This window comes from Homoserinimonas sp. A447 (genome assembly GCF_054489325.1).
In genome coordinates, this window is the sequence record NZ_JBTMWW010000001.1 from 546,801 (window position 1) to 563,876 (window position 17,076).

At 65.8% G+C, this 17,076-nt stretch carries 21 protein-coding genes; 11 read left to right on the top strand and 10 right to left on the bottom strand.

What is annotated here, in order from left to right:
- Window positions 1-376: 376 nt before the first annotated feature.
- The 4 genes from ACX3O0_RS02680 to ACX3O0_RS02695 form a co-directional block, all read right to left on the bottom strand.
- Window positions 377-1,210, bottom strand: coding sequence for an ABC transporter permease (locus ACX3O0_RS02680; RefSeq protein ID WP_459106708.1), 834 nt, complete (start codon window positions 1,208-1,210; stop codon window positions 377-379).
- Window positions 1,207-2,169 carry an ATP-binding cassette domain-containing protein gene (locus ACX3O0_RS02685; RefSeq protein ID WP_459106709.1) on the bottom strand — a complete coding sequence of 321 codons (963 nt, stop codon included), beginning with the start codon at window positions 2,167-2,169 and terminating at the stop codon, window positions 1,207-1,209. The genes ACX3O0_RS02680 and ACX3O0_RS02685 overlap by 4 nt, the downstream gene beginning before the upstream one ends.
- A 30-nt stretch (window positions 2,170-2,199) precedes the next feature.
- Window positions 2,200-3,045, bottom strand: a complete 846-nt coding sequence (locus ACX3O0_RS02690) for a DUF4097 family beta strand repeat-containing protein (RefSeq protein ID WP_459106710.1) — start codon at window positions 3,043-3,045, stop codon at window positions 2,200-2,202.
- An 83-nt stretch (window positions 3,046-3,128) separates the two neighbouring features.
- Complete coding sequence (locus ACX3O0_RS02695; RefSeq protein WP_459090756.1) at window positions 3,129-3,617, bottom strand: histidine kinase; 489 nt, start codon at window positions 3,615-3,617, stop codon at window positions 3,129-3,131.
- Between the two features lie 99 nt (window positions 3,618-3,716).
- On the opposite strand from ACX3O0_RS02695, the gene ACX3O0_RS02700 reads away from it, so the two are divergent.
- From ACX3O0_RS02700 to ACX3O0_RS02710, 3 genes are all read left to right on the top strand, one after another.
- Window positions 3,717-4,175, top strand: coding sequence for a helix-turn-helix transcriptional regulator (locus ACX3O0_RS02700; protein WP_459108439.1), 459 nt, complete (start codon window positions 3,717-3,719; stop codon window positions 4,173-4,175).
- 5 nt (window positions 4,176-4,180) lie between these two features.
- Window positions 4,181-4,591 (top strand): VOC family protein, encoded by a 411-nt coding sequence (locus ACX3O0_RS02705; RefSeq protein ID WP_459106711.1) that lies wholly within the window; start codon window positions 4,181-4,183, stop codon window positions 4,589-4,591.
- Window positions 4,592-4,664: 73 nt separating this feature from the next.
- Window positions 4,665-7,055: an ATP-binding cassette domain-containing protein gene (locus tag ACX3O0_RS02710; protein WP_459106712.1), complete on the top strand. Its 2,391-nt coding sequence runs from the start codon at window positions 4,665-4,667 to the stop codon at window positions 7,053-7,055.
- 42 nt (window positions 7,056-7,097) lie between these two features.
- On the opposite strand, the gene ACX3O0_RS02715 is transcribed toward ACX3O0_RS02710, so the two are convergent.
- The 3 genes from ACX3O0_RS02715 to ACX3O0_RS02725 all read right to left on the bottom strand — a co-directional run bounded on the left by ACX3O0_RS02715 (window position 7,098) and on the right by ACX3O0_RS02725 (window position 9,435).
- A complete protein-coding gene (locus tag ACX3O0_RS02715; protein WP_459090765.1) occupies window positions 7,098-7,940 on the bottom strand; it encodes a hypothetical protein in 843 nt (280 codons plus the stop codon).
- A 104-nt stretch (window positions 7,941-8,044) separates the two neighbouring features.
- A complete protein-coding gene (locus ACX3O0_RS02720) occupies window positions 8,045-8,287 on the bottom strand; it encodes a hypothetical protein (RefSeq protein ID WP_459090767.1) in 243 nt (80 codons plus the stop codon).
- Between the two features lie 143 nt (window positions 8,288-8,430).
- Window positions 8,431-9,435: an aldo/keto reductase gene (locus ACX3O0_RS02725; protein ID WP_459090769.1), complete on the bottom strand. Its 1,005-nt coding sequence runs from the start codon at window positions 9,433-9,435 to the stop codon at window positions 8,431-8,433.
- A 105-nt stretch (window positions 9,436-9,540) separates the two neighbouring features.
- Here ACX3O0_RS02725 and ACX3O0_RS02730 point away from each other — a divergent pair, with 105 nt between their 5' ends.
- The 5 genes from ACX3O0_RS02730 (at window position 9,541) to ACX3O0_RS02750 (ending at window position 13,127) form a co-directional block, all read left to right on the top strand.
- Window positions 9,541-9,753 carry a methyltransferase gene (locus ACX3O0_RS02730; RefSeq protein ID WP_459090771.1) on the top strand — a complete coding sequence of 71 codons (213 nt, stop codon included), beginning with the start codon at window positions 9,541-9,543 and terminating at the stop codon, window positions 9,751-9,753.
- A gap of 89 nt (window positions 9,754-9,842) precedes the next feature.
- Entirely contained in the window at window positions 9,843-10,358 is a 516-nt protein-coding gene (locus ACX3O0_RS02735) for a single-stranded DNA-binding protein (RefSeq protein WP_459106713.1), read from the top strand.
- 91 nt (window positions 10,359-10,449) lie between these two features.
- Complete coding sequence (locus ACX3O0_RS02740; RefSeq protein WP_459106714.1) at window positions 10,450-10,932, top strand: DUF6993 domain-containing protein; 483 nt, start codon at window positions 10,450-10,452, stop codon at window positions 10,930-10,932.
- 24 nt (window positions 10,933-10,956) lie between these two features.
- Window positions 10,957-12,639, top strand: coding sequence for an energy-dependent translational throttle protein EttA (gene ettA / locus ACX3O0_RS02745; RefSeq protein WP_459090777.1), 1,683 nt, complete (start codon window positions 10,957-10,959; stop codon window positions 12,637-12,639).
- Between the two features lie 2 nt (window positions 12,640-12,641).
- Window positions 12,642-13,127, top strand: a complete 486-nt coding sequence (locus ACX3O0_RS02750; RefSeq protein ID WP_459106715.1) for an acyl-CoA thioesterase — start codon at window positions 12,642-12,644, stop codon at window positions 13,125-13,127.
- 21 nt (window positions 13,128-13,148) lie between these two features.
- On the opposite strand, the gene ACX3O0_RS02755 is transcribed toward ACX3O0_RS02750, so the two are convergent.
- Together ACX3O0_RS02755 and ACX3O0_RS02760 are read right to left on the bottom strand one after the other, a co-directional pair.
- Entirely contained in the window at window positions 13,149-13,634 is a 486-nt protein-coding gene (locus ACX3O0_RS02755; RefSeq protein WP_459106716.1) for a DUF2231 domain-containing protein, read from the bottom strand.
- Window positions 13,634-14,074 carry a QcrA and Rieske domain-containing protein gene (locus tag ACX3O0_RS02760; protein WP_459090783.1) on the bottom strand — a complete coding sequence of 147 codons (441 nt, stop codon included), beginning with the start codon at window positions 14,072-14,074 and terminating at the stop codon, window positions 13,634-13,636. Before ACX3O0_RS02760 ends, ACX3O0_RS02755 begins: the two co-directional genes overlap by 1 nt.
- Window positions 14,075-14,197: 123 nt before the next feature.
- On the opposite strand from ACX3O0_RS02760, the gene ACX3O0_RS02765 reads away from it, so the two are divergent.
- Window positions 14,198-14,704, top strand: a complete 507-nt coding sequence (locus tag ACX3O0_RS02765) for a sigma-70 family RNA polymerase sigma factor (protein WP_459106717.1) — start codon at window positions 14,198-14,200, stop codon at window positions 14,702-14,704.
- Window positions 14,701-15,396: an anti-sigma factor family protein gene (locus ACX3O0_RS02770; protein ID WP_459106718.1), complete on the top strand. Its 696-nt coding sequence runs from the start codon at window positions 14,701-14,703 to the stop codon at window positions 15,394-15,396. Before ACX3O0_RS02765 ends, ACX3O0_RS02770 begins: the two co-directional genes overlap by 4 nt.
- Window positions 15,397-15,409: 13 nt before the next feature.
- Here the strand turns inward: ACX3O0_RS02770 and ACX3O0_RS02775 are convergent, their stop codons facing one another.
- Complete coding sequence (locus ACX3O0_RS02775; RefSeq protein ID WP_459090789.1) at window positions 15,410-16,282, bottom strand: acyl-CoA thioesterase; 873 nt, start codon at window positions 16,280-16,282, stop codon at window positions 15,410-15,412.
- 78 nt (window positions 16,283-16,360) lie between these two features.
- On the opposite strand from ACX3O0_RS02775, the gene ACX3O0_RS02780 reads away from it, so the two are divergent.
- Window positions 16,361-17,038: a hypothetical protein gene (locus tag ACX3O0_RS02780; protein WP_459106719.1), complete on the top strand. Its 678-nt coding sequence runs from the start codon at window positions 16,361-16,363 to the stop codon at window positions 17,036-17,038.
- Window positions 17,039-17,076 lie beyond the last annotated feature (38 nt).

Below are 17,076 nucleotides of genomic sequence, written 5' to 3' on the forward strand. Positions count from 1 at the left end.
CGCGATGTGGGCGTCGTGGTCGGCTATCGCCGTCTTGGTTGGATCGCCCTTTCTGATTGTCCCAAGGTTTTTGTACCATCCTGCCTAGAGTCGGAGTTGAGGCGAACGCCCCCGATCAGTTGTCGGCGGCGGCAGCAGCGGCTGTGTCGAGGAAGGACGGCTCGGCAACTTCCCCGGCCGCTGCATGGTGGTCAACGTCTGGAAGTTCGAACAGCTCGCCGGGTCGGAGGATCCTGAGGTGGACTCCTTCGACGGCGGCGACGCCCGAGCCCGTGGTCGCGTTCGTTGTCCGAAGGTAGCGGTCTGCAGTCCCCTTCGCGGTGACTTTTGTGCATAAAAATTGCTGTGGTGATGGCAAACGTGCGTTAAAAACGTCTCAGTGCACCGACTTCCGCTCGTAGATCGTCATCGACCAGGCGTAGCCGATGGTGATGATCACCACACCCCACGCGACGGCGAGTACGGGGTTCCAGCCGAGCGGTGTGCCGAGCAGCAGCCCGCGCACGGTCTCGATAAACGTAGTGAACGGCTGGTATTCCGCGAACCACTGCAGGCCCGCCGGCATCGACTCGGTGGGCACGAAGCCACTGCCGAGCATCGGGAGGATGGTCAGCAGGAGAGGCCAGTTGCTTGCCGTCTCCACCGACTTCGCCTGCATCCCCATGGCAACACCGAGCCAGTTGATCGCGAACGCGACGAGCACGAACAGGCCGGCAGCCGCGAGCCATTCCATCGGTCCGGCGGTCGGGCGGAATCCGACCAGCAGGCCGACACCGAGCACGAGCGCTACGGCGATCAGTGCCTGGATGGTGTTTCCGAGCACGTGGCCGGCCAGCACCGAGGCCCGGGAGATCGCCATCGTGCGGAACCGCGCGGTGATCCCTTCGGTCATGTCCATGGAGACGGTGGTCGCGGTACCCCCGGCTGTGCCGGCGATGGTGATCAACAGGATGCCCGGCACGACGTAAGCCAGGTACGCTTCCCGTCCGCCGGCCGGGTCCACACCGGGAAGGCCGGCCCCCAGCGTGCCTCCGAAGACAAAAACGAACAGCAGCAGGATCACCACCGGGCCGAGGATGGTGAACACCGACAGGCCGGGGTAGCGGATCATGTGCAACAGGTTGCGACGCAGCATGGTGATCGCGTCGGCGACGACGTGCGATTGAATTGCGCTGCTCGTGGTGGGGCGGTGGGCAGTGACGGCGGTCATGATGCGATTCCTTTCGTGTCGACCGGGTCCGCCTGATCCGCCTTGCCGGTGAGGGCGAAGAACACGTCGTCGAGATCCGGGGTGTGGATGCTGAGGTCGTCGACCTCGAGGCCTGCCGCATCGAGGCGGTCCAGGACGGTGCGCAGGGCAGTGACACCGCCGTCGCTCGGAACGGTAAGCGCAAGCCCGGCGTCGTCTCGAGTCGCCTCGTCAAGCAGGTGAGAGGCACCGTCGAGTGACGCAGCATCGGCGAACTTCAGCCTGATATGCCCGCCGGGAACCAGCCGTTTGAGCTCGTCCGGCGTTCCGTCGGCGACGATCCGGCCACCGTCGAGCACCGCGATCCGATCGGCCAGCTCATCCGCCTCGTCCAGGTACTGGGTGGTGAGCAGCACGGTGGTGCCCTCCGAGACCAGACCGCGCACCACGTCCCACATGGTGTGGCGGCTGCGCGGGTCGAGGCCGGTGGTCGGCTCGTCCAGGAAGATCACGCTGGGCGTCGAAACCAGGGTCATCGCCAGGTCGAGCCGCCTGCGCATGCCACCGGAGTAAGTGGACAGCGGCTTGCGAGCGGACTCGACCAGGTCGAATTGCTCGAGCAACTCAGCCACCCGCGTCTTCGAACGCTTCGGCCCCAGGTGACGCAAGCGAGCCATCAGCAGCAGGTTCTCCTCGCCGCTCAGCAACCCGTCGACGGCGGAGAACTGACCGGTGAGGCCGATCGCGGCACGAACGCCGTCCGGATCGCGCGCCACGTCGTATCCGTTCACGAACGCTGTGCCACCGTCGGGTCGCACCAACGTGGAGAGAATGTGCACGGTCGTCGTCTTGCCGGCTCCGTTCGGGCCGAGCAGGGCAGTGACGGTGCCCGCCCTCACGGTGAGGTCGACGTCGTCGAGAACCACTTTGGTGCCGTAGGACTTCCGCAGTCCGCGGATCTCAATCGCTGTGGTCGACATGGTGCTTTCCTTATCTCTGGTCGGTTGAATTCACTGGGCGCGCTGGATGCTGATGTCGCCATATTGGGTGCGGGCACGCACCGAGACGGTCTGCTCAGACGGGTCGGGGGCGTGGTCGCCGTCCAGCTGGTTGCGCACATGCCCCTGCTTCGACGACAGGTCGAGCCAGGCGGGTACGCCCGGCAGCACGCCGACGGTGACCGCGCCGAAACCGCTCTCAATCTGGATCGAGCCGCTGGAAACCTCGCGCAACTGGATGCTGCCGTACGCGGTCTTCGCCGTCACGGATGCGAGCGCCCGGGCGACCTCGAGGTCGCCATAGGAGAGCTTCGCCTCGAGGTCGCCCCCGGACTCCCCAACCAGGACACTGCCGTGCGAAGCATTGAGGATCGCGTCGCCGGTGACCGTGCCGACCCGAAGCTGGCCGTGGTCTGCAGTCATCTCAACGCCACCGTCCGCGCTGCCCAGGGTGGCGTTGCCGTGCGAGGCCCGCAGCCACAGGTTGCCCGTGCTGTCGAGTTCCACCGGGCCCATCGAGCTCTTGATGCGGGTCGCACCGAGCCGGCCGACGCCGCGCAGGCCGCCGACCGCGATCTCGGCGGTCAACCTCGACCCGGTCGGCAACTCGACCTTCAGGTCAACCGACTCTGTGGGCCCGATCCAGCTGATGCGGGGCCGCGGGCCGGTGATGGTGAGCCGCTGGCCGTCGAAGTCGACCTTGGTCTCCTCCGCACCCCGGCGGTCGACGGCCTTCGCCGGATTGGTCGGCGACACGGTCACGACCGTGTCTGTCCGGTCGCTGGCGAAAACCTCGACCGCGCCGACCTGCAGGTTGATCGCGAGGTCGATGGGGTCAGGGGTGTCGTATGTGGGCATGCTGAAGCTGCCTTTCTCTGGGGCGTGGTTGTTCGGCCTCGCGGGTCTGCGCGGCTGGTGAGTGTGTTGGGCTGGGAGGCGGGTTAGCGCGCCCACCCCGCGAAATTGTCGCCGGTGCGCAGCGTGCGCTGTGCAGTTCGTCGTTGTTTGGGTTGGAGAGCGGATGCGACGGCGCGCACCAGCCAGGAATTGACGGACAGGCCATCAGCCGCCGCGGCTTCGTCCACCCGCACTTTGAGTGCGTCCGGTAGGCGCAACGTCGTGCGCGAGGTGCTCGCATCGTCGAGGTCGGCGGATGCCGCTGGCCGGTCGTCGGTGTCCGGCTCGTTGTTCGGCTGGATGACCACGAACTCGACCTCACGTCCACGCAACCGCAGGTCCACCGAGCCGGGGGCGAGGTCACGGGTGATCTCGCCCACCGCAGCTGACAGGGCGTCGAGCAGGACGAGCCGCGTCGCCGCATCCAATCCGGTGGCAAGTCGTTCGGCGATAAGGCGAGTGTCTTCCGCGCCGTTCGCCGCGGTGTCCACCAATTGGCGCTGCAGGTCGGTGACGTACACTCCAAGTTCCATGTCACCATACTGACACCACGATGGTGTCACGTCAAGTGCCGGTGGTGTCAAATCGATCGCTGGACAACGTGAGCCCGAGGTGGCAGGATCGCGCAGGTGGTGACCACAACCCTTCCCGAGCAACGGCTGAGCGACCTTGCCCTGTTGCGTCGGGTGCGTGATCGAATCGACCGTGAATACGCCCAGCCGCTCGACGTCGAGGCACTCGCCTGCGGCGTGAACCTGTCTGCCGGTCACCTCAGCCGTCAATTCCGCCTCGCCTACGGTGAGTCGCCGTACAGCTACCTGATGACGCGTCGGATCGAGCGTGCCATGGCGATGCTGCGCCGCGGAGACCTGAGCGTCACCGAGGTCTGTTTCGCCGTCGGCTGTTCATCGCTCGGCACCTTCAGCACCCGCTTTTCCGAACTGGTCGGCGTGGCGCCCAGCGTCTACCAGCGCCAGAACGCACATCCGGTCGAGCATCCGACCGCCGGAATGCCGTCGTGCGTGACGAAACAGGTGACCAGACCGGTCAGGAATCGAGAAGCAAAGGCGCCCACACCACAGCTAGCGTGAATGCCATGGACATCACAATTCACTCAAGCTTCCTTCCGCACACCGATCCGGATTCCTCCCTTGCGTTCTACCGGGACGTCCTCGGATTCGAGGTGCGGGGCGACGTGGGATACCAGGGGATGCGCTGGATCACCGTTGGGCCAGTAGGTCAGCCGGACACATCCGTTGTGTTGCACCCGCCGGCGGCTACTCCCGGAATCACCGACGATGAGCGACGCACCATCCTCGAGCTGATTGCCAAGGGCAGCTATTTCGGGTTCAACCTCGCCACACCCGACCTCGACGACACGTTCGCGAAACTGGAGGCGAGCGGAGCCGAAGTCGTCCAGGAGCCGACCGACCAGCCCTACGGCGTCCGCGACTGCGCCTTCCGCGATCCTGCAGGAAACATGGTGCGAATCCAGGAGTTGCGCTGACCCCTCGACCCGCGATGGGTAAAACTAGTCGAGCGACAACCGCGCCAGGCGGCCCGCCACACGACGGAGAACGATGAGCACAGTAACGACGACGGATGCCCAGCCGACCGCGCTTCACCAGGCAGACACCCACGACGTGATCAGCGTCCAGGGCGCGCGCGAGAACAACCTCAAAGACGTGAGCGTCGAGATTCCGAAGCGCCGGCTCACGGTGTTCACCGGGATCTCCGGCTCCGGCAAGAGCTCGCTGGTCTTCGCCACCATCGCCGCAGAATCGCGGCGGATGATCAACGAGACCTACAGCGCGTTTCTGCAGGGCTTCATGCCGAGCCAGGCTCGACCGGACGTTGACGTGCTCGAGGGACTGACGACGTCGATCATCGTGGACCAGGAGCGGATGGGTGCGAACCCCCGGTCCACGGTTGGCACCGCAACAGACGCGAACGCTCTGCTGCGCATCCTGTTCAGCAAGCTCGGCCAGCCGCACATCGGCTCGCCGAACGCGTTCTCGTTCAACGTCGCCTCGATCAGCGGAGCGGGCGCGGTCACCTTCGAGCAGGGCGGCAAGACAGTCAAGGAGCGCCGCGACTTCAGCATCACCGGAGGCATGTGTCCACGCTGCGAGGGGCGCGGAACCACCAGCGACATCGACCTCCAGCAGCTCTTCGACGACTCCAAGTCGCTGAATGATGGCGCCATCACGGTGCCCGGCTACAAGTCCGGAGGCTGGGCGGTCAAGCAGTACGCCGACTCCGGGCTATTCGATCCGGACAAGCCGATCAGCCAGTTCACCAAGACCGAACTCGACGATTTCCTGTACAAGGAGCCGACCAAGATCAAGTGGCAGGGATTCAACGCCACCTACGAGGGCCTGATTCCGCGCATCCAGAAGTCGTTCCTGTCCAAGGATCGCGCGGCCCTCCAGCCGCACATCCGGGAATTCGTGGACCGCATTGCCACGTTCACGAACTGTCCGGAGTGCGACGGAACCCGGTTGAATGCGGGTGCCCGGTCGTCGAAGATCGCCGACTTGAGCATCGCCGATGCCTGCGCCATGCAGATCACCGATCTGGCCGAGTGGCTGGGCAACCTCGACGAACCATCCGCCGAGCCACTGCTCAAGGGCATCCGGCACATCCTCGACGCCTTCGTGAAGATCGGGCTCGGCTACCTTTCGTTGGATCGGCCGACCGGAACGCTGTCCGGCGGAGAGTCCCAGCGAACCAAGATGATCCGGCACCTGGGGTCGTCGCTCACCGATGTCACCTACGTCTTTGACGAGCCCACCATTGGCCTGCACCCGCACGACATCCAGCGGATGAACGACCTGCTGCTGCAACTTCGTGACAAGGGCAACACGGTTCTGGTCGTCGAACACAAGCCGGAGGCGATTGCGATCGCCGATCACGTCGTCGACCTCGGTCCAGGCGCAGGCACCGCCGGCGGAACGATCTGCTTCGAGGGAAGCGTCGACGAACTCCGCCGGAGCGACACTCTCACCGGCCGGCACTTCGACGACCGGGTCACGCTGAAACCGCAGATGAGGAAGTCCACCGGGGCGCTGGAGGTGCGCGGCGCCGACCTTCACAACCTGAAGAACGTGGATGTCGATATCCCGCTCGGCCAGTTGGTCGTGTTCACCGGGGTGGCCGGATCCGGGAAGAGCTCCCTGATCACCGGCTCCGTGGCCGGCCGAGAGGGTGTCGTATCGATCGACCAGGGTGCCATCCGCGGTTCACGGCGCAGCAACCCGGCAACCTACACCGGCATGCTCGAGCCGATCCGCAAGGCGTTCGCGAAGGCGAACGGAGTGAAACCTGCGCTGTTCAGCGCCAACTCCGAGGGCGCTTGCCCGGTGTGCAACGGCGCTGGCGTCATCTACACCGAGCTGGGCTTCATGGACACCGTCTCCAGCCCCTGCGAGGAGTGCGAGGGCAAGGGTTTCGCCGCTTCGGTGCTGGAGTACCGTCTCGCCGGAAAGGATATCAGCGAGGTCATGGCCCTGCCGGTGGCCGAGGCGTTGGAGTTCTTCGCGACCGGCGAGGCCCGCATCCCGGCCGCCCACAAGATCCTGGAGCGAATGGCGGATGTCGGCCTCGGCTACCTGAGTCTCGGCCAGCCACTGACCACGCTGTCAGGCGGGGAACGGCAGCGGCTGAAGCTGGCGTCGCAGATGGGGGAGGACGGCGACACCTACGTTCTTGACGAGCCGACCACCGGCCTTCATCTGGCTGACGTCGAGCAGTTGCTCGCCCTTCTCGACCGGCTCGTCGATTCCGGCAAGACTGTCATCGTGATCGAGCATCACCAGGCCGTCATGGCTCACGCCGACTGGATCATCGACCTGGGACCGGGTGCCGGCCACGACGGCGGACGCATTGTTTTCGAGGGCACGCCGGCCGAATTGATCGCGGCCCGGTCGACAATCACCGGAGAGCACCTGGCCGCGTACGTCGGAACCTGAGCCGGCCAGGCCGGCCGAGGAGGCCGGTCGAAAAGCTCAAAGCTAGCGCGGGTCGTCTTCCTGGTAGTTCTCCGGCAGGACGCGTTGGCGCACCGTCTGGGCGGAGACCGGGCTGGGGATCTCCACCTGCCCCTGTTCACCCGTATTCGTGGGTGAACCGGGCTGAGTTGCAGGGGGCACGCTGGCCGCAGCCGGCAAACCGTAGGTGGGGCGTTCGACTGGTCGCTGGGCTGCGGGTGTGTGCAACGGTTCCGGCTCCGGTGTTTCCGTGCGAGTCAATTCCGGCTGTCCTGTGTTGATCGGCCCTGTGTTGATCGGCCCGGTCTCTGTTGCCACCTGCTGCTTGGCCCACTCCTGTTGCTTCTCGACGAGGCCCTTGTCCTCCTGAGCTGACTCGTATGCCCACAGGTCCAGGTCTGCCTTGAAGAGCTTCTTGGCGCGTGACGGCCTCGACTGCCACTCGACCAGGCGGTCCCGAAAGTCCATCAGCGACTGTTCGGCCTGAAAGCTGAACGAGACGGAGTTCTTCTTCATCTCGGCGATCTCGTGCGCGGCCCAGTCGGCCGTCATCGATGCGCCGGCGAGCGGCAGGAGGCGCACGCTGACGTCTGCATCGTGGGCAAGGTGTTCAGCGTGCTGCTGCTCAGGTGCGGAAAGCGTGTTCCACCTGGATGCCCGGCGGGCGGCACCGATGAGGGCCGAGACAGTCGACACCCGCTGTTCACGGTCATGCAGCAGGATCAAGCGCCGGGTGGCTGCCCGACCGATCATGGCGGCGATGAATCCGGCCACCACGATCGCCAGGAACGGGAAGACGACGGCGGAGAGGACGCGCCACCCGTCTTCGGAAGTCAACCAGTCGACGAAGTTATTCCACCATTGCATGAGGGAACATTACCCCGCGGATGGGGTACAGGTGGTCCCGCAGGCGCGTGTCGCACCAGCAGGCCTGTCACCTGGTGCGACGGCCGCCCTGCCGGAACTGAGACTCAGGCGAAGCAGTCGATTGCGTCATCAATGCCCCAGAACTCGCCAATGACGATGAAACGGCGCTGTCGCACGAGCAGGCGCTTGGCGCGGAAACGGTCACCTTGCGCCTCAGTGAACCTCTCGATGTATCCGAGCACTTCACCGGTTGACCGGGTGACACGCCACAATTCGTTGTGCAGCTGGACCAGGGTGACGCCTGGACGGACGGCTGGGCTGGTTCCCACGAAATCGAGGGTGATCATCTTATACTCCCGTGACTGAGCCGGCCCGCTTGTTGGTGATTCAACGCTAAGCGTGGCCACTGACATCCGGAGCATTGCCGTTCAGCGGCGCCAGGTGCCAGCCAACGGAGGAAGCCGGCCGGTGAGCGGAGGAAGCCGACCGGTCAGCGTAGGCCGGTGCCGTGAACGGCGAGTGGCTCGATGGTTGCCAGTTCCTCCGTCGACAGTGGCCGGGCATCCGCTGCCGCAATATTGCTCTCCAGCTGGGCAACGCTGCTGGCACCGATCAGTGCGGAGGTGACCTGCGGGTGGCGCAGCACCCAGCTCAGGGCGAGCTGCGCGAGCGTCTGCCCGCGATCGGTCGCGAGCGACTGAAGGGCACGGGCACGGTCCAGGTAGGTGTCGCTGATGTTCTCGGCCGAGATCCAGCGGCCCTCCGAGGCGCGGGACCCGGCCGGGATGCCGGCCAGGTAGCGGTCAGTGAGCAGCCCCTGAGCCAAAGGCGAGAAGACGATGCTGCCCATTCCCAGCTCGTCGAGAACGGGGAACAGACCATCCTCGATGTGGCGATCGAACATGTTGTACCTGGGCTGGTGGATCACCAGGGGGATGTTGTGCACGGCCAGCGCCTCATAGGCCGCCCGGGTCTGCTGCGGGTCGTAGTTGGAGATTCCGGCGTACAGGGCCTTGCCGGAGTTCACCGCGGTCGCCAATGCGCCCATCGTCTCCGCGATCGGCGTGTTCGGGTCAGGGCGGTGCGAATAGAACACGTCGACGTAGTCGAGGCCCAGGCGCGACAGGCTCGCGTCGAGGGACGCCAACAGGTACTTGCGCGAACCGAATTCGCCGTAGGGGCCGGGCCACATGTCGAAACCGGCCTTGCTCGAGATGATCAGCTCGTCCCGGTACGGGCGCAGGTCCTCCGCCAGGATCCGCCCGAAATTGGTCTCCGCCGAACCGGCCGGGGGGCCGTAGTTATTGGCCAGGTCGAAATGGGTCACGCCGAGGTCGAACGCGCGGCGGATGATCGCACGCTGGGTATCGAGTGGGCGGTCGTGGCCGAAGTTGTTCCAGAGTCCAAGGGAGATTCTCGGCAGCGTCAATCCGCTGCGGCCGACGCGATGGTATTCGACCGAGTCGTAGCGGTCGGATGCTGGAAGGTAGGTCATGGGGAAAGCCTACGACCGCGGACGCAGCCAGCCGAGCAACCGCTGCCCATCGACACGTGACTCGCTCAGTCGTATGGTCGAAGTCAAGAGGAAAGGAGCTCAACGATGAGCCCATCCACAGTGACGGAGAAGACCTGGGTGGCCTTCGGACCGGTCGGCGCTATCGGAACGATCCGCCGCAGCGAAGAAGGCTACGCCGTGCGGATGCTGGACGACTCGACGCACCGCGGCGTCTACGAAAGCCTCGACGTGGCGAAGAGTGCGCTCTACGCGGCGATGCTTCCGGGGTCGGACTGGCCGGAGTTCCGAGAGCATTAGTCCGCCCTCCCCAGGGCGCGCGAGAGACGTTTTTCCACGGTTCGTGGGTAGTCCGGCCACTGGCTTTTCCGGTCGCCGAGACTGGCGGAATGACTGACACCATCACACTCACGGGACTGGTTGCGACCGAGCCCAAGCACCTGACCACGGGCGAAGGCTTGCCCATCACCAGCTTCCGGCTGGCATCCTCCCTGCGCCGCTTCGATCGCAAGACCAACCAGTGGGTCGATGCGGGAACGAATTGGTACACCGTCTCGGCGTTCCGCCGCCTGGCAATGGGTGCTGCGGCATCCATCTCCAAGGGCGACCGGGTGATCGTCACCGGTCGGCTCCGCCTCCGCGACTGGACGAGCGCAGAAAAGACCGGCAAGTCAGTTGAGGTGGATGCCGACGCGCTCGGCCACGACCTCAACTGGGGTACTGCCAAGTACATGCGGACGATGTCGGCAAGTGACGGTGCCGCGCCTGCGCCGGAGGACCCTGCTGCTTCCGCTGAGGGCGAGCCGGTACCTGACTCGCTGGGGGATTCGCCAGAGGCTCCCCAGGAATCGGAATTCCCGGCCGCGGTGGAGGACGAACGCGAAACCGCTGCAACACCGTTCTAGCCCAACCGCACTCGGCTGACCGCGCCCGCGCCTGTCGCCTCTAGACTCGACCTCGGCGGGCGCAGGCGCGTCTGCCGGGGATAGAGGTGACATGGGAGCGATTCGCTGGAGCGCGGTCGGAGCTCTCATCCTGCTTGCCTCCACAACGCTGGTGGCCTGCACCCAGGCCCCTGCCGAACCGCCAGAGCCCACCTCCGTGGTCGAGACGCCGTCCACGACGCCAGGCCCAGAGCCGGAGCCCGAAGCTGATCCGGAACTGCTTCCCGGCGGGACTGCCGAAGACAACCTTTCGTACTTCGACTTCGTGAACGCCGCATTCCTGGCAGGCGGCAACGCGGGAGCTCGTCCGATCATCGACAACCTGGTGGCGGCAGGCTTCGACAAGGCGGCGATGCAGGTGACCGCCGACCGCACCCCGCGCGGGAGTGCTGTGGACTCTGTGCAGTTCTCGGTGCAGATCGGTGAAGAGTGCCTCATCGGGCAGGCGGATGGCGGCGGTTACGTCAGCACGGTGGCGCCGGCACTCCAATCCGGTGGCTGCCTGGTGGGGAACGCTCGGGCGATCGACTGGTGATGGCACCCGGCTAAACTGGGGTGCATGGCCGAATACATTTACTCGATGGTCCGCGCCCGCAAAGCGGTCGGCGACAAGCTCATTCTCGATGACGTCACGATGGCTTTCCTGCCGGGAGCGAAGATCGGTGTGGTCGGCCCGAACGGTGCCGGAAAGTCCACGATCCTCAAGATCATGGCGGGGCTCGACACCCCCAGCAATGGTGAAGCCAAGCTGACCCCGGGCTACACCGTCGGCATCCTCATGCAGGAACCCGTTCTCGACGAGTCGAAGACGGTGCTGGAGAACGTGCAGGAGGGCCTCGGCGAGATCAAGGAGAAGGTCGACCGTTTCAACGAGATCTCCGCAGCCATGGCCGAGCCCGACGCGGACTTCGACACGTTGCTTGCCGAGATGGGCACCCTGCAGGAAGCCATCGACGCGGCGGATGCCTGGGACCTCGACTCCCAGCTGGAGCAGGCGATGGATGCCCTCCGCTGCCCGCCGCCGGACTCACCCGTCGCCCACCTCTCCGGTGGTGAGAAGCGTCGCGTCGCACTCTGCAAGCTCCTCCTGCAAAAGCCCGACCTGCTGCTGCTCGACGAGCCAACCAACCACCTCGACGCCGAGAGCGTGCTCTGGCTCGAGCAGCACCTGGCCCAGTACCACGGTGCCGTTCTCGCCGTCACTCACGACCGGTACTTCCTCGATCACGTCGCGGAGTGGATCGCCGAAGTCGACCGCGGACGCCTCTACCCGTATGAGGGCAACTACTCGACCTACCTGGAGAAGAAGGCCGAGCGGCTGAACATCCAGGGCAAGAAAGACCAGAAGCTCGCCAGGCGGCTGTCTGAAGAGCTCGACTGGGTGCGCAGCAACGCGAAGGGCCGCCAGACCAAGTCGAAGGCGCGTCTTGCGCGCTACGAGGAGATGGCTGCGGAAGCGGAGAAGACCAGGAAACTCGACTTCGAGGAAATCGTGATCCCGGTGGGGCCGCGGCTCGGGTCCCAGGTGCTCGACGCGAAGGACCTCAAGAAGGGCTTCGAAGATCGCATCCTGATCGACGGGCTCTCCTTCACCCTCCCGCGTAACGGCATCGTCGGAATCATCGGGCCGAACGGCGTCGGAAAGACGACCCTCTTCAAGACGATCGTCGGCCTGGAACCGCTGGACGGCGGCGAGCTGAAGATCGGCGAGACCGTCCAGATCTCCTACGTCGACCAGAGCCGCGGAGGCATTGACCCGAACAAGACGCTGTGGGAGGTCGTCTCGGAAGGGCACGACTATATCCAGGTCGGCAAGACCGAGATCCCGTCACGCGCCTACGTCTCGCAGTTCGGCTTCAAGGGGCCCGACCAGCAGAAGAAGGCCGGAGTGCTCTCCGGTGGTGAGCGGAACAGGCTCAACCTGGCGCTCACGCTGAAGCAGGGCGGCAACCTGCTGCTGCTCGACGAACCGACCAACGACCTCGACATCGAGACCCTCTCCAGCCTGGAGAACGCTCTGCTCGAATACCCAGGCTGCGCAGTGGTCATCACTCACGACCGGTGGTTCCTCGACCGCATCGCCACGCACATCCTGTCGTGGGAGGGCACCGAGTCGAACCCGTCGTATTGGCACTGGTTCGAGGGCAACTTCGAATCCTACGAAGAGAACAAGATCGAGCGGCTGGGGCCGGATGCCGCCAAGCCGAGCCGGGCGGCGTACCGCAAGCTCACCAGGGACTGACCGTGCGCCTGCACGTCGCCATCTCGCTGCGCTGGTCCGACTTCGACGCGTACGCGCACGTCAACAACGCGGAGATGTTCCGCCTGCTGGAGGAGGCGCGCATCCAGGCGTTCTGGCCGCCGGACGCAGGCGCGGTCACGGATGCCGGGCCGGTGCCGGCCACCGCAGTTCTCGACGGCCGTCCCGGTGCCGAGACCATGACCCTGATTGCCCGGCAGGAGATCGAGTACCTGCTGCCGATTCCCTACATGCGGGCGCCGATCGACATCGAGCTGTGGATCGGCCGGATCGGCGGGGCGAGCCTGGAGATCTGCTACGAGCTCTATTCGCCGGTCGGGGTGGTTCCGAGGCAGTTGTTCACCCGGGCCGCCACCACGCTGGTGATGGTGACCGCGGCGACCGGGCGGCCGAAGCGCATTCCGGACGAGTTGCGCGCGGCCTGGTCACCCTACGTCGAAGAACCGCTGACGTTTGCCAAGCGAGCCTGAGCACGAGTAGGCGCGAGCGGGTCAGGATGCCGGGACCGGCTCGTCACTGAAGTTCCCTGTCCACACGGCGCGGGCACCGGAGTCGCCGATCTGCACAATGATCACCACCGATCCGGCGGCGACGGCGACCGCAGCTGCCGCCAGGATCACCGACACCACCAATCGAGCCCGTCCGGTCGTCTTAGCGAACTGGTGCCAGGCCCAGATTGCGAGCGCGACAACGAACAACGCGATCACCCAGGGGAGGATCGAGTTGCCGAGCGCCTCGTGCCGGTCGACCAGGGGCGTGCGTCCCACCCGCTCGGCCAGCCAGGTTCCGGCCGTGGTGGTGATGGGAACCATGACCAATGCGGCCAACGCGAGGAGCGGAGGCAGCAGGCCGAGGCGCCGGCGGGCGGCCGGCCAGACTGCGGCGAGTACCACGGCAAGCGCGGCGACCGGAATCAGGACAACGGTGAGGTGCACCAGCAATGGGTGCAGTGGCAGGTCCCCGAACACCCAGTCCATCAGGCGACTACCACCCGCCCGTCGGCAACCGTGACCTCGATTTCGATGAGGGGGCGGGTCGACGGTCCGTTCAACACGTCGCCGGTCGCCGCGTCGTAGCGGGACCCGTGGCATGGGCAGTCGAAGGATGCTCCCGCTGCTGCCACGACACAACCCTGATGGCGGCAGATCGCACTGAACGCCATCGCCTTGCCCTCCTCCGGCTGGGACAGGAGCACGGCAGAACCATCCACCTGAACGCCCAGCGAGCCGCCGACGGGAATATCGGCGAGCACGGCCAACTCGGTGCCCGGCTGCAGGCCGGTCGGTTCGGAGGCGCCGGGCTCAGGGCTTTCAGCCGCGGGGGAGCAGGCCGCCAATGCCAGCACGGATGCCCCGGCCACGGTGGCGCTGCCGGCCACGATCAGTCCACGCCGGGTCAGGATCGGAAGTTCAGTCACGAATCTCTACTTTCTCGTCAATCGCAAGTGCTGTGCCTACTCTATGAACGAGACCCGCTCGCATCCGGTTCATTGTGAGTGAACTTTCGGTGCCGCCGTGACGTATCTCAGGTGGGAGGTGTGATGGCCGACAGGCAGGCGGAAGCGCTGCGCGCGCTGCACGACGAACACGCACCCGCCCTGTGGCGTTACGTCGTGTGGCTGTGCGGCGATCGCGAACTGGCGGAGGACGTGGTGCAGGAGACACTGTTGCGCGCGTGGAAGCGTCCGGTGCAGCTCGAGGCCTCCGGAACATCCGCTCGTGCGTGGCTGTTCACTGTCGCCCGCAACCTGGTCATCGATGAGTACCGGAGCGCGCACTCCCGGCACGAATTGCCTGCCGCCGTGATGCCGGAACGGGTGAGCGCAGACCACACCGACAGCGTCCTGGACGCCTGGCTGGTATCGGATGCTCTCGCCCAGCTTTCGCCCGAGCATCGCGTTGTCGTCGTGCACGCCTACTACCGGGGGCTCTCGGTGGCGGCGATCGCCCGCATCCTCGGAATTCCGGAGGGGACCGTCAAGTCCAGGCTCCACTATGCGCTGAGGTCGATGCGGCTCGCGCTGCAGGAGAGGGGGCTGACCGAATGAGCGAACACGATGAGCTTCGCGACTGGGATGCCGCCTATCTGCTCGGCTCGCTGTCGACGGATGACCGGCGACGGTACGAGCGGCACCTCGCCGACTGCGAGGAGTGTGCGTCGTCCATGGCTGAACTGGCCGGGATGCCGGGCCTGCTCGGAAAGGTGCCGGCCGCCGACGCGGACGACCTGCTGGAACGCGTTCCTCCGCAGGCTCCCGACCTCATGCCGCAGCTGGCCGGCCACGTTGCACGCGGTCGTAGCCAGAAGCGCCGCAGGGTGCGGCGGTGGGCGGTCGCGCTCGCAGTCGCCGCCGCCGTGGCTGCGGGGGCGATCGGTGCCGTCGTCGTCCCGGGGCTCCTGGCGACCATGGAACCCGAGCCGGCGAGCGTTGCCCTGGAGCTGGAACGGGTGACGCCGTCGCCACTGGTGGCGAGCATCCGCCTGATCGAAGAGCAATGGGGAACGCTCGTCGAGATGGAGTGCCGCTACGATGCCGGCGATCCGTACTCGGAGCCGGTCGAGTACGCGATGTACGTGACGGATGATGCCGGTGACGAGGTGAGGGTCGCCACCTGGTCGGCGGCACCGGGGCAGACCGCGACGCCGTCCGGAACGGCGTCGGTCGGGCTGGCCGAGATCCGCTCTGTCGAGGTTCGCTCCGTCGCCGACGGAACGGTACTGCTGCGCGGGACCCCGTGAGGCGTCAATACAGTCAGTCGGCGCGGGGCACCCGCACCATGCCCTCCTGGGCGACACTGGCCAGCAACACGCCGTCACGGCTGTAGATGCGGCCGAGGGAGAGCCCGCGCCCTCCGGTGGCGGTCGGGGATTCCTGAACGTAGAGCATCCACTCGTCCACCCGCCCGAAGCGATGCCACCACATGGCGTGGTCCAAGCTCGCCACCTTGATGCCGGGGGTGGACCAGGCGACGCCATGCCGCCGGAAGATCGGTTCGAGCAGCGAATAGTCGCTCACGTAGGCGAGTGCCGCGCGGTGCAGGTTCTCATCGTCGGGCAAGCGGTCGGTCGACCTCATCCAGACCGCCTGGTGCGCCACATGCTCGCCCTCCACCGAGAAGTAGATGGGGGAGGGAACGTGGCGGATGTCGAAAGGCCGGTCGCTCGCCCAGCTGCGGGCCACCACATCCGTGTTGTCACCCAGCACCTCGGTGACCGAGGGCAGAGATTCCGGGTCCGGGAAGCCTTCCGGCATCGGCGTCTGGTGGTCAAGGCCCTCATCCTCATCCTGGAACGATGCGATGAGCGACAGGATCGGCAACGCCGATTGGTACGCCTGCACCCGGCGGGTGGAGAAGGATCGTCCATCGTGGATGCGGTCGACCGAGAAGGTGATCGGCTCATCGACGGCTCCGGGGCGCAGGAAGTAGCCGTGCATGGAATGGATCGGGCGGTCTTCGGCGACGGTGCGCATCGACGCCACCAGCGACTGGGCGAGAACCTGCCCGCCGAAAACCCGTCCGAGCGGTGTCCACTGGCTGTGACCGGTGTAGATGTCTTCGCTGGTCCTCGCTCCGGTGTCGGTCAGGTCGAGTGCCGTGAGCAGCTTGTCCAGCGGTCGAGTCATGCCATCTCCTGCGATTCTGGGGGGTTCACACGGCCGGGATACCCGACTACCGCCGTTGATAGGTAGTTTAGGTTGCAGATGAGCAACACATTCTCCCTCGTGGATTCCCTCGCACTCGACGATCTGCACACCTTCCTCAGCCGCGCCGGTCGCGTTGAGGAGGGCTCCGTGCGCCTGATCGCAGGTTCCGGCGTGCTCGCGGCATACGTCGCGGTGCTCTATCCGGTCGGCCTGCGCGACGAGAGCCCGACGGTGCTGGGCCTCCGCACCTTCGCCCTCACCGATCAGTCGACATTCGATGCCGTCGTTCCGCTGAGGAGCCTCATCGAGAGGCTGGTGCGCCTTCAGAACGCTGAGCGCGACCGCTCCGAGACGGTGACGGTCGGGCTTCCGATCGAGGTGAACACGGCGACCTGGGCGGCGATCTCGCCTCCGCGAGGTGGCTGGCTGCAATTGGAGCCGACGGAGCCGCGGATGCTCGAAGAGGTGGCCAAGTCGGGAATCGACGAGATCAAGGAGGCTGTTCCGGATGAGATCGGCGAGCAGATCCTTCGCCGGGTGCGCTCCGAGGTGTGGAGTCGGCCGATCCCGACCCTCGAACACGTCCCAGCCGGTGCTGCTTTCGCGGCGATGACCCTTGGTTTCCTGGCGACGGATGCCCCGGTCAGCATCTACGAGACCGGCCCCTGGACGCGGCTCACCTCACTCGGCGGCCACACCCTGGTGCGTCGGAAGTCGTGGACCCTGCTGCACTAGCTCCGGATGCTGGGGATGGTGGAACTGGTTTCTCCTCA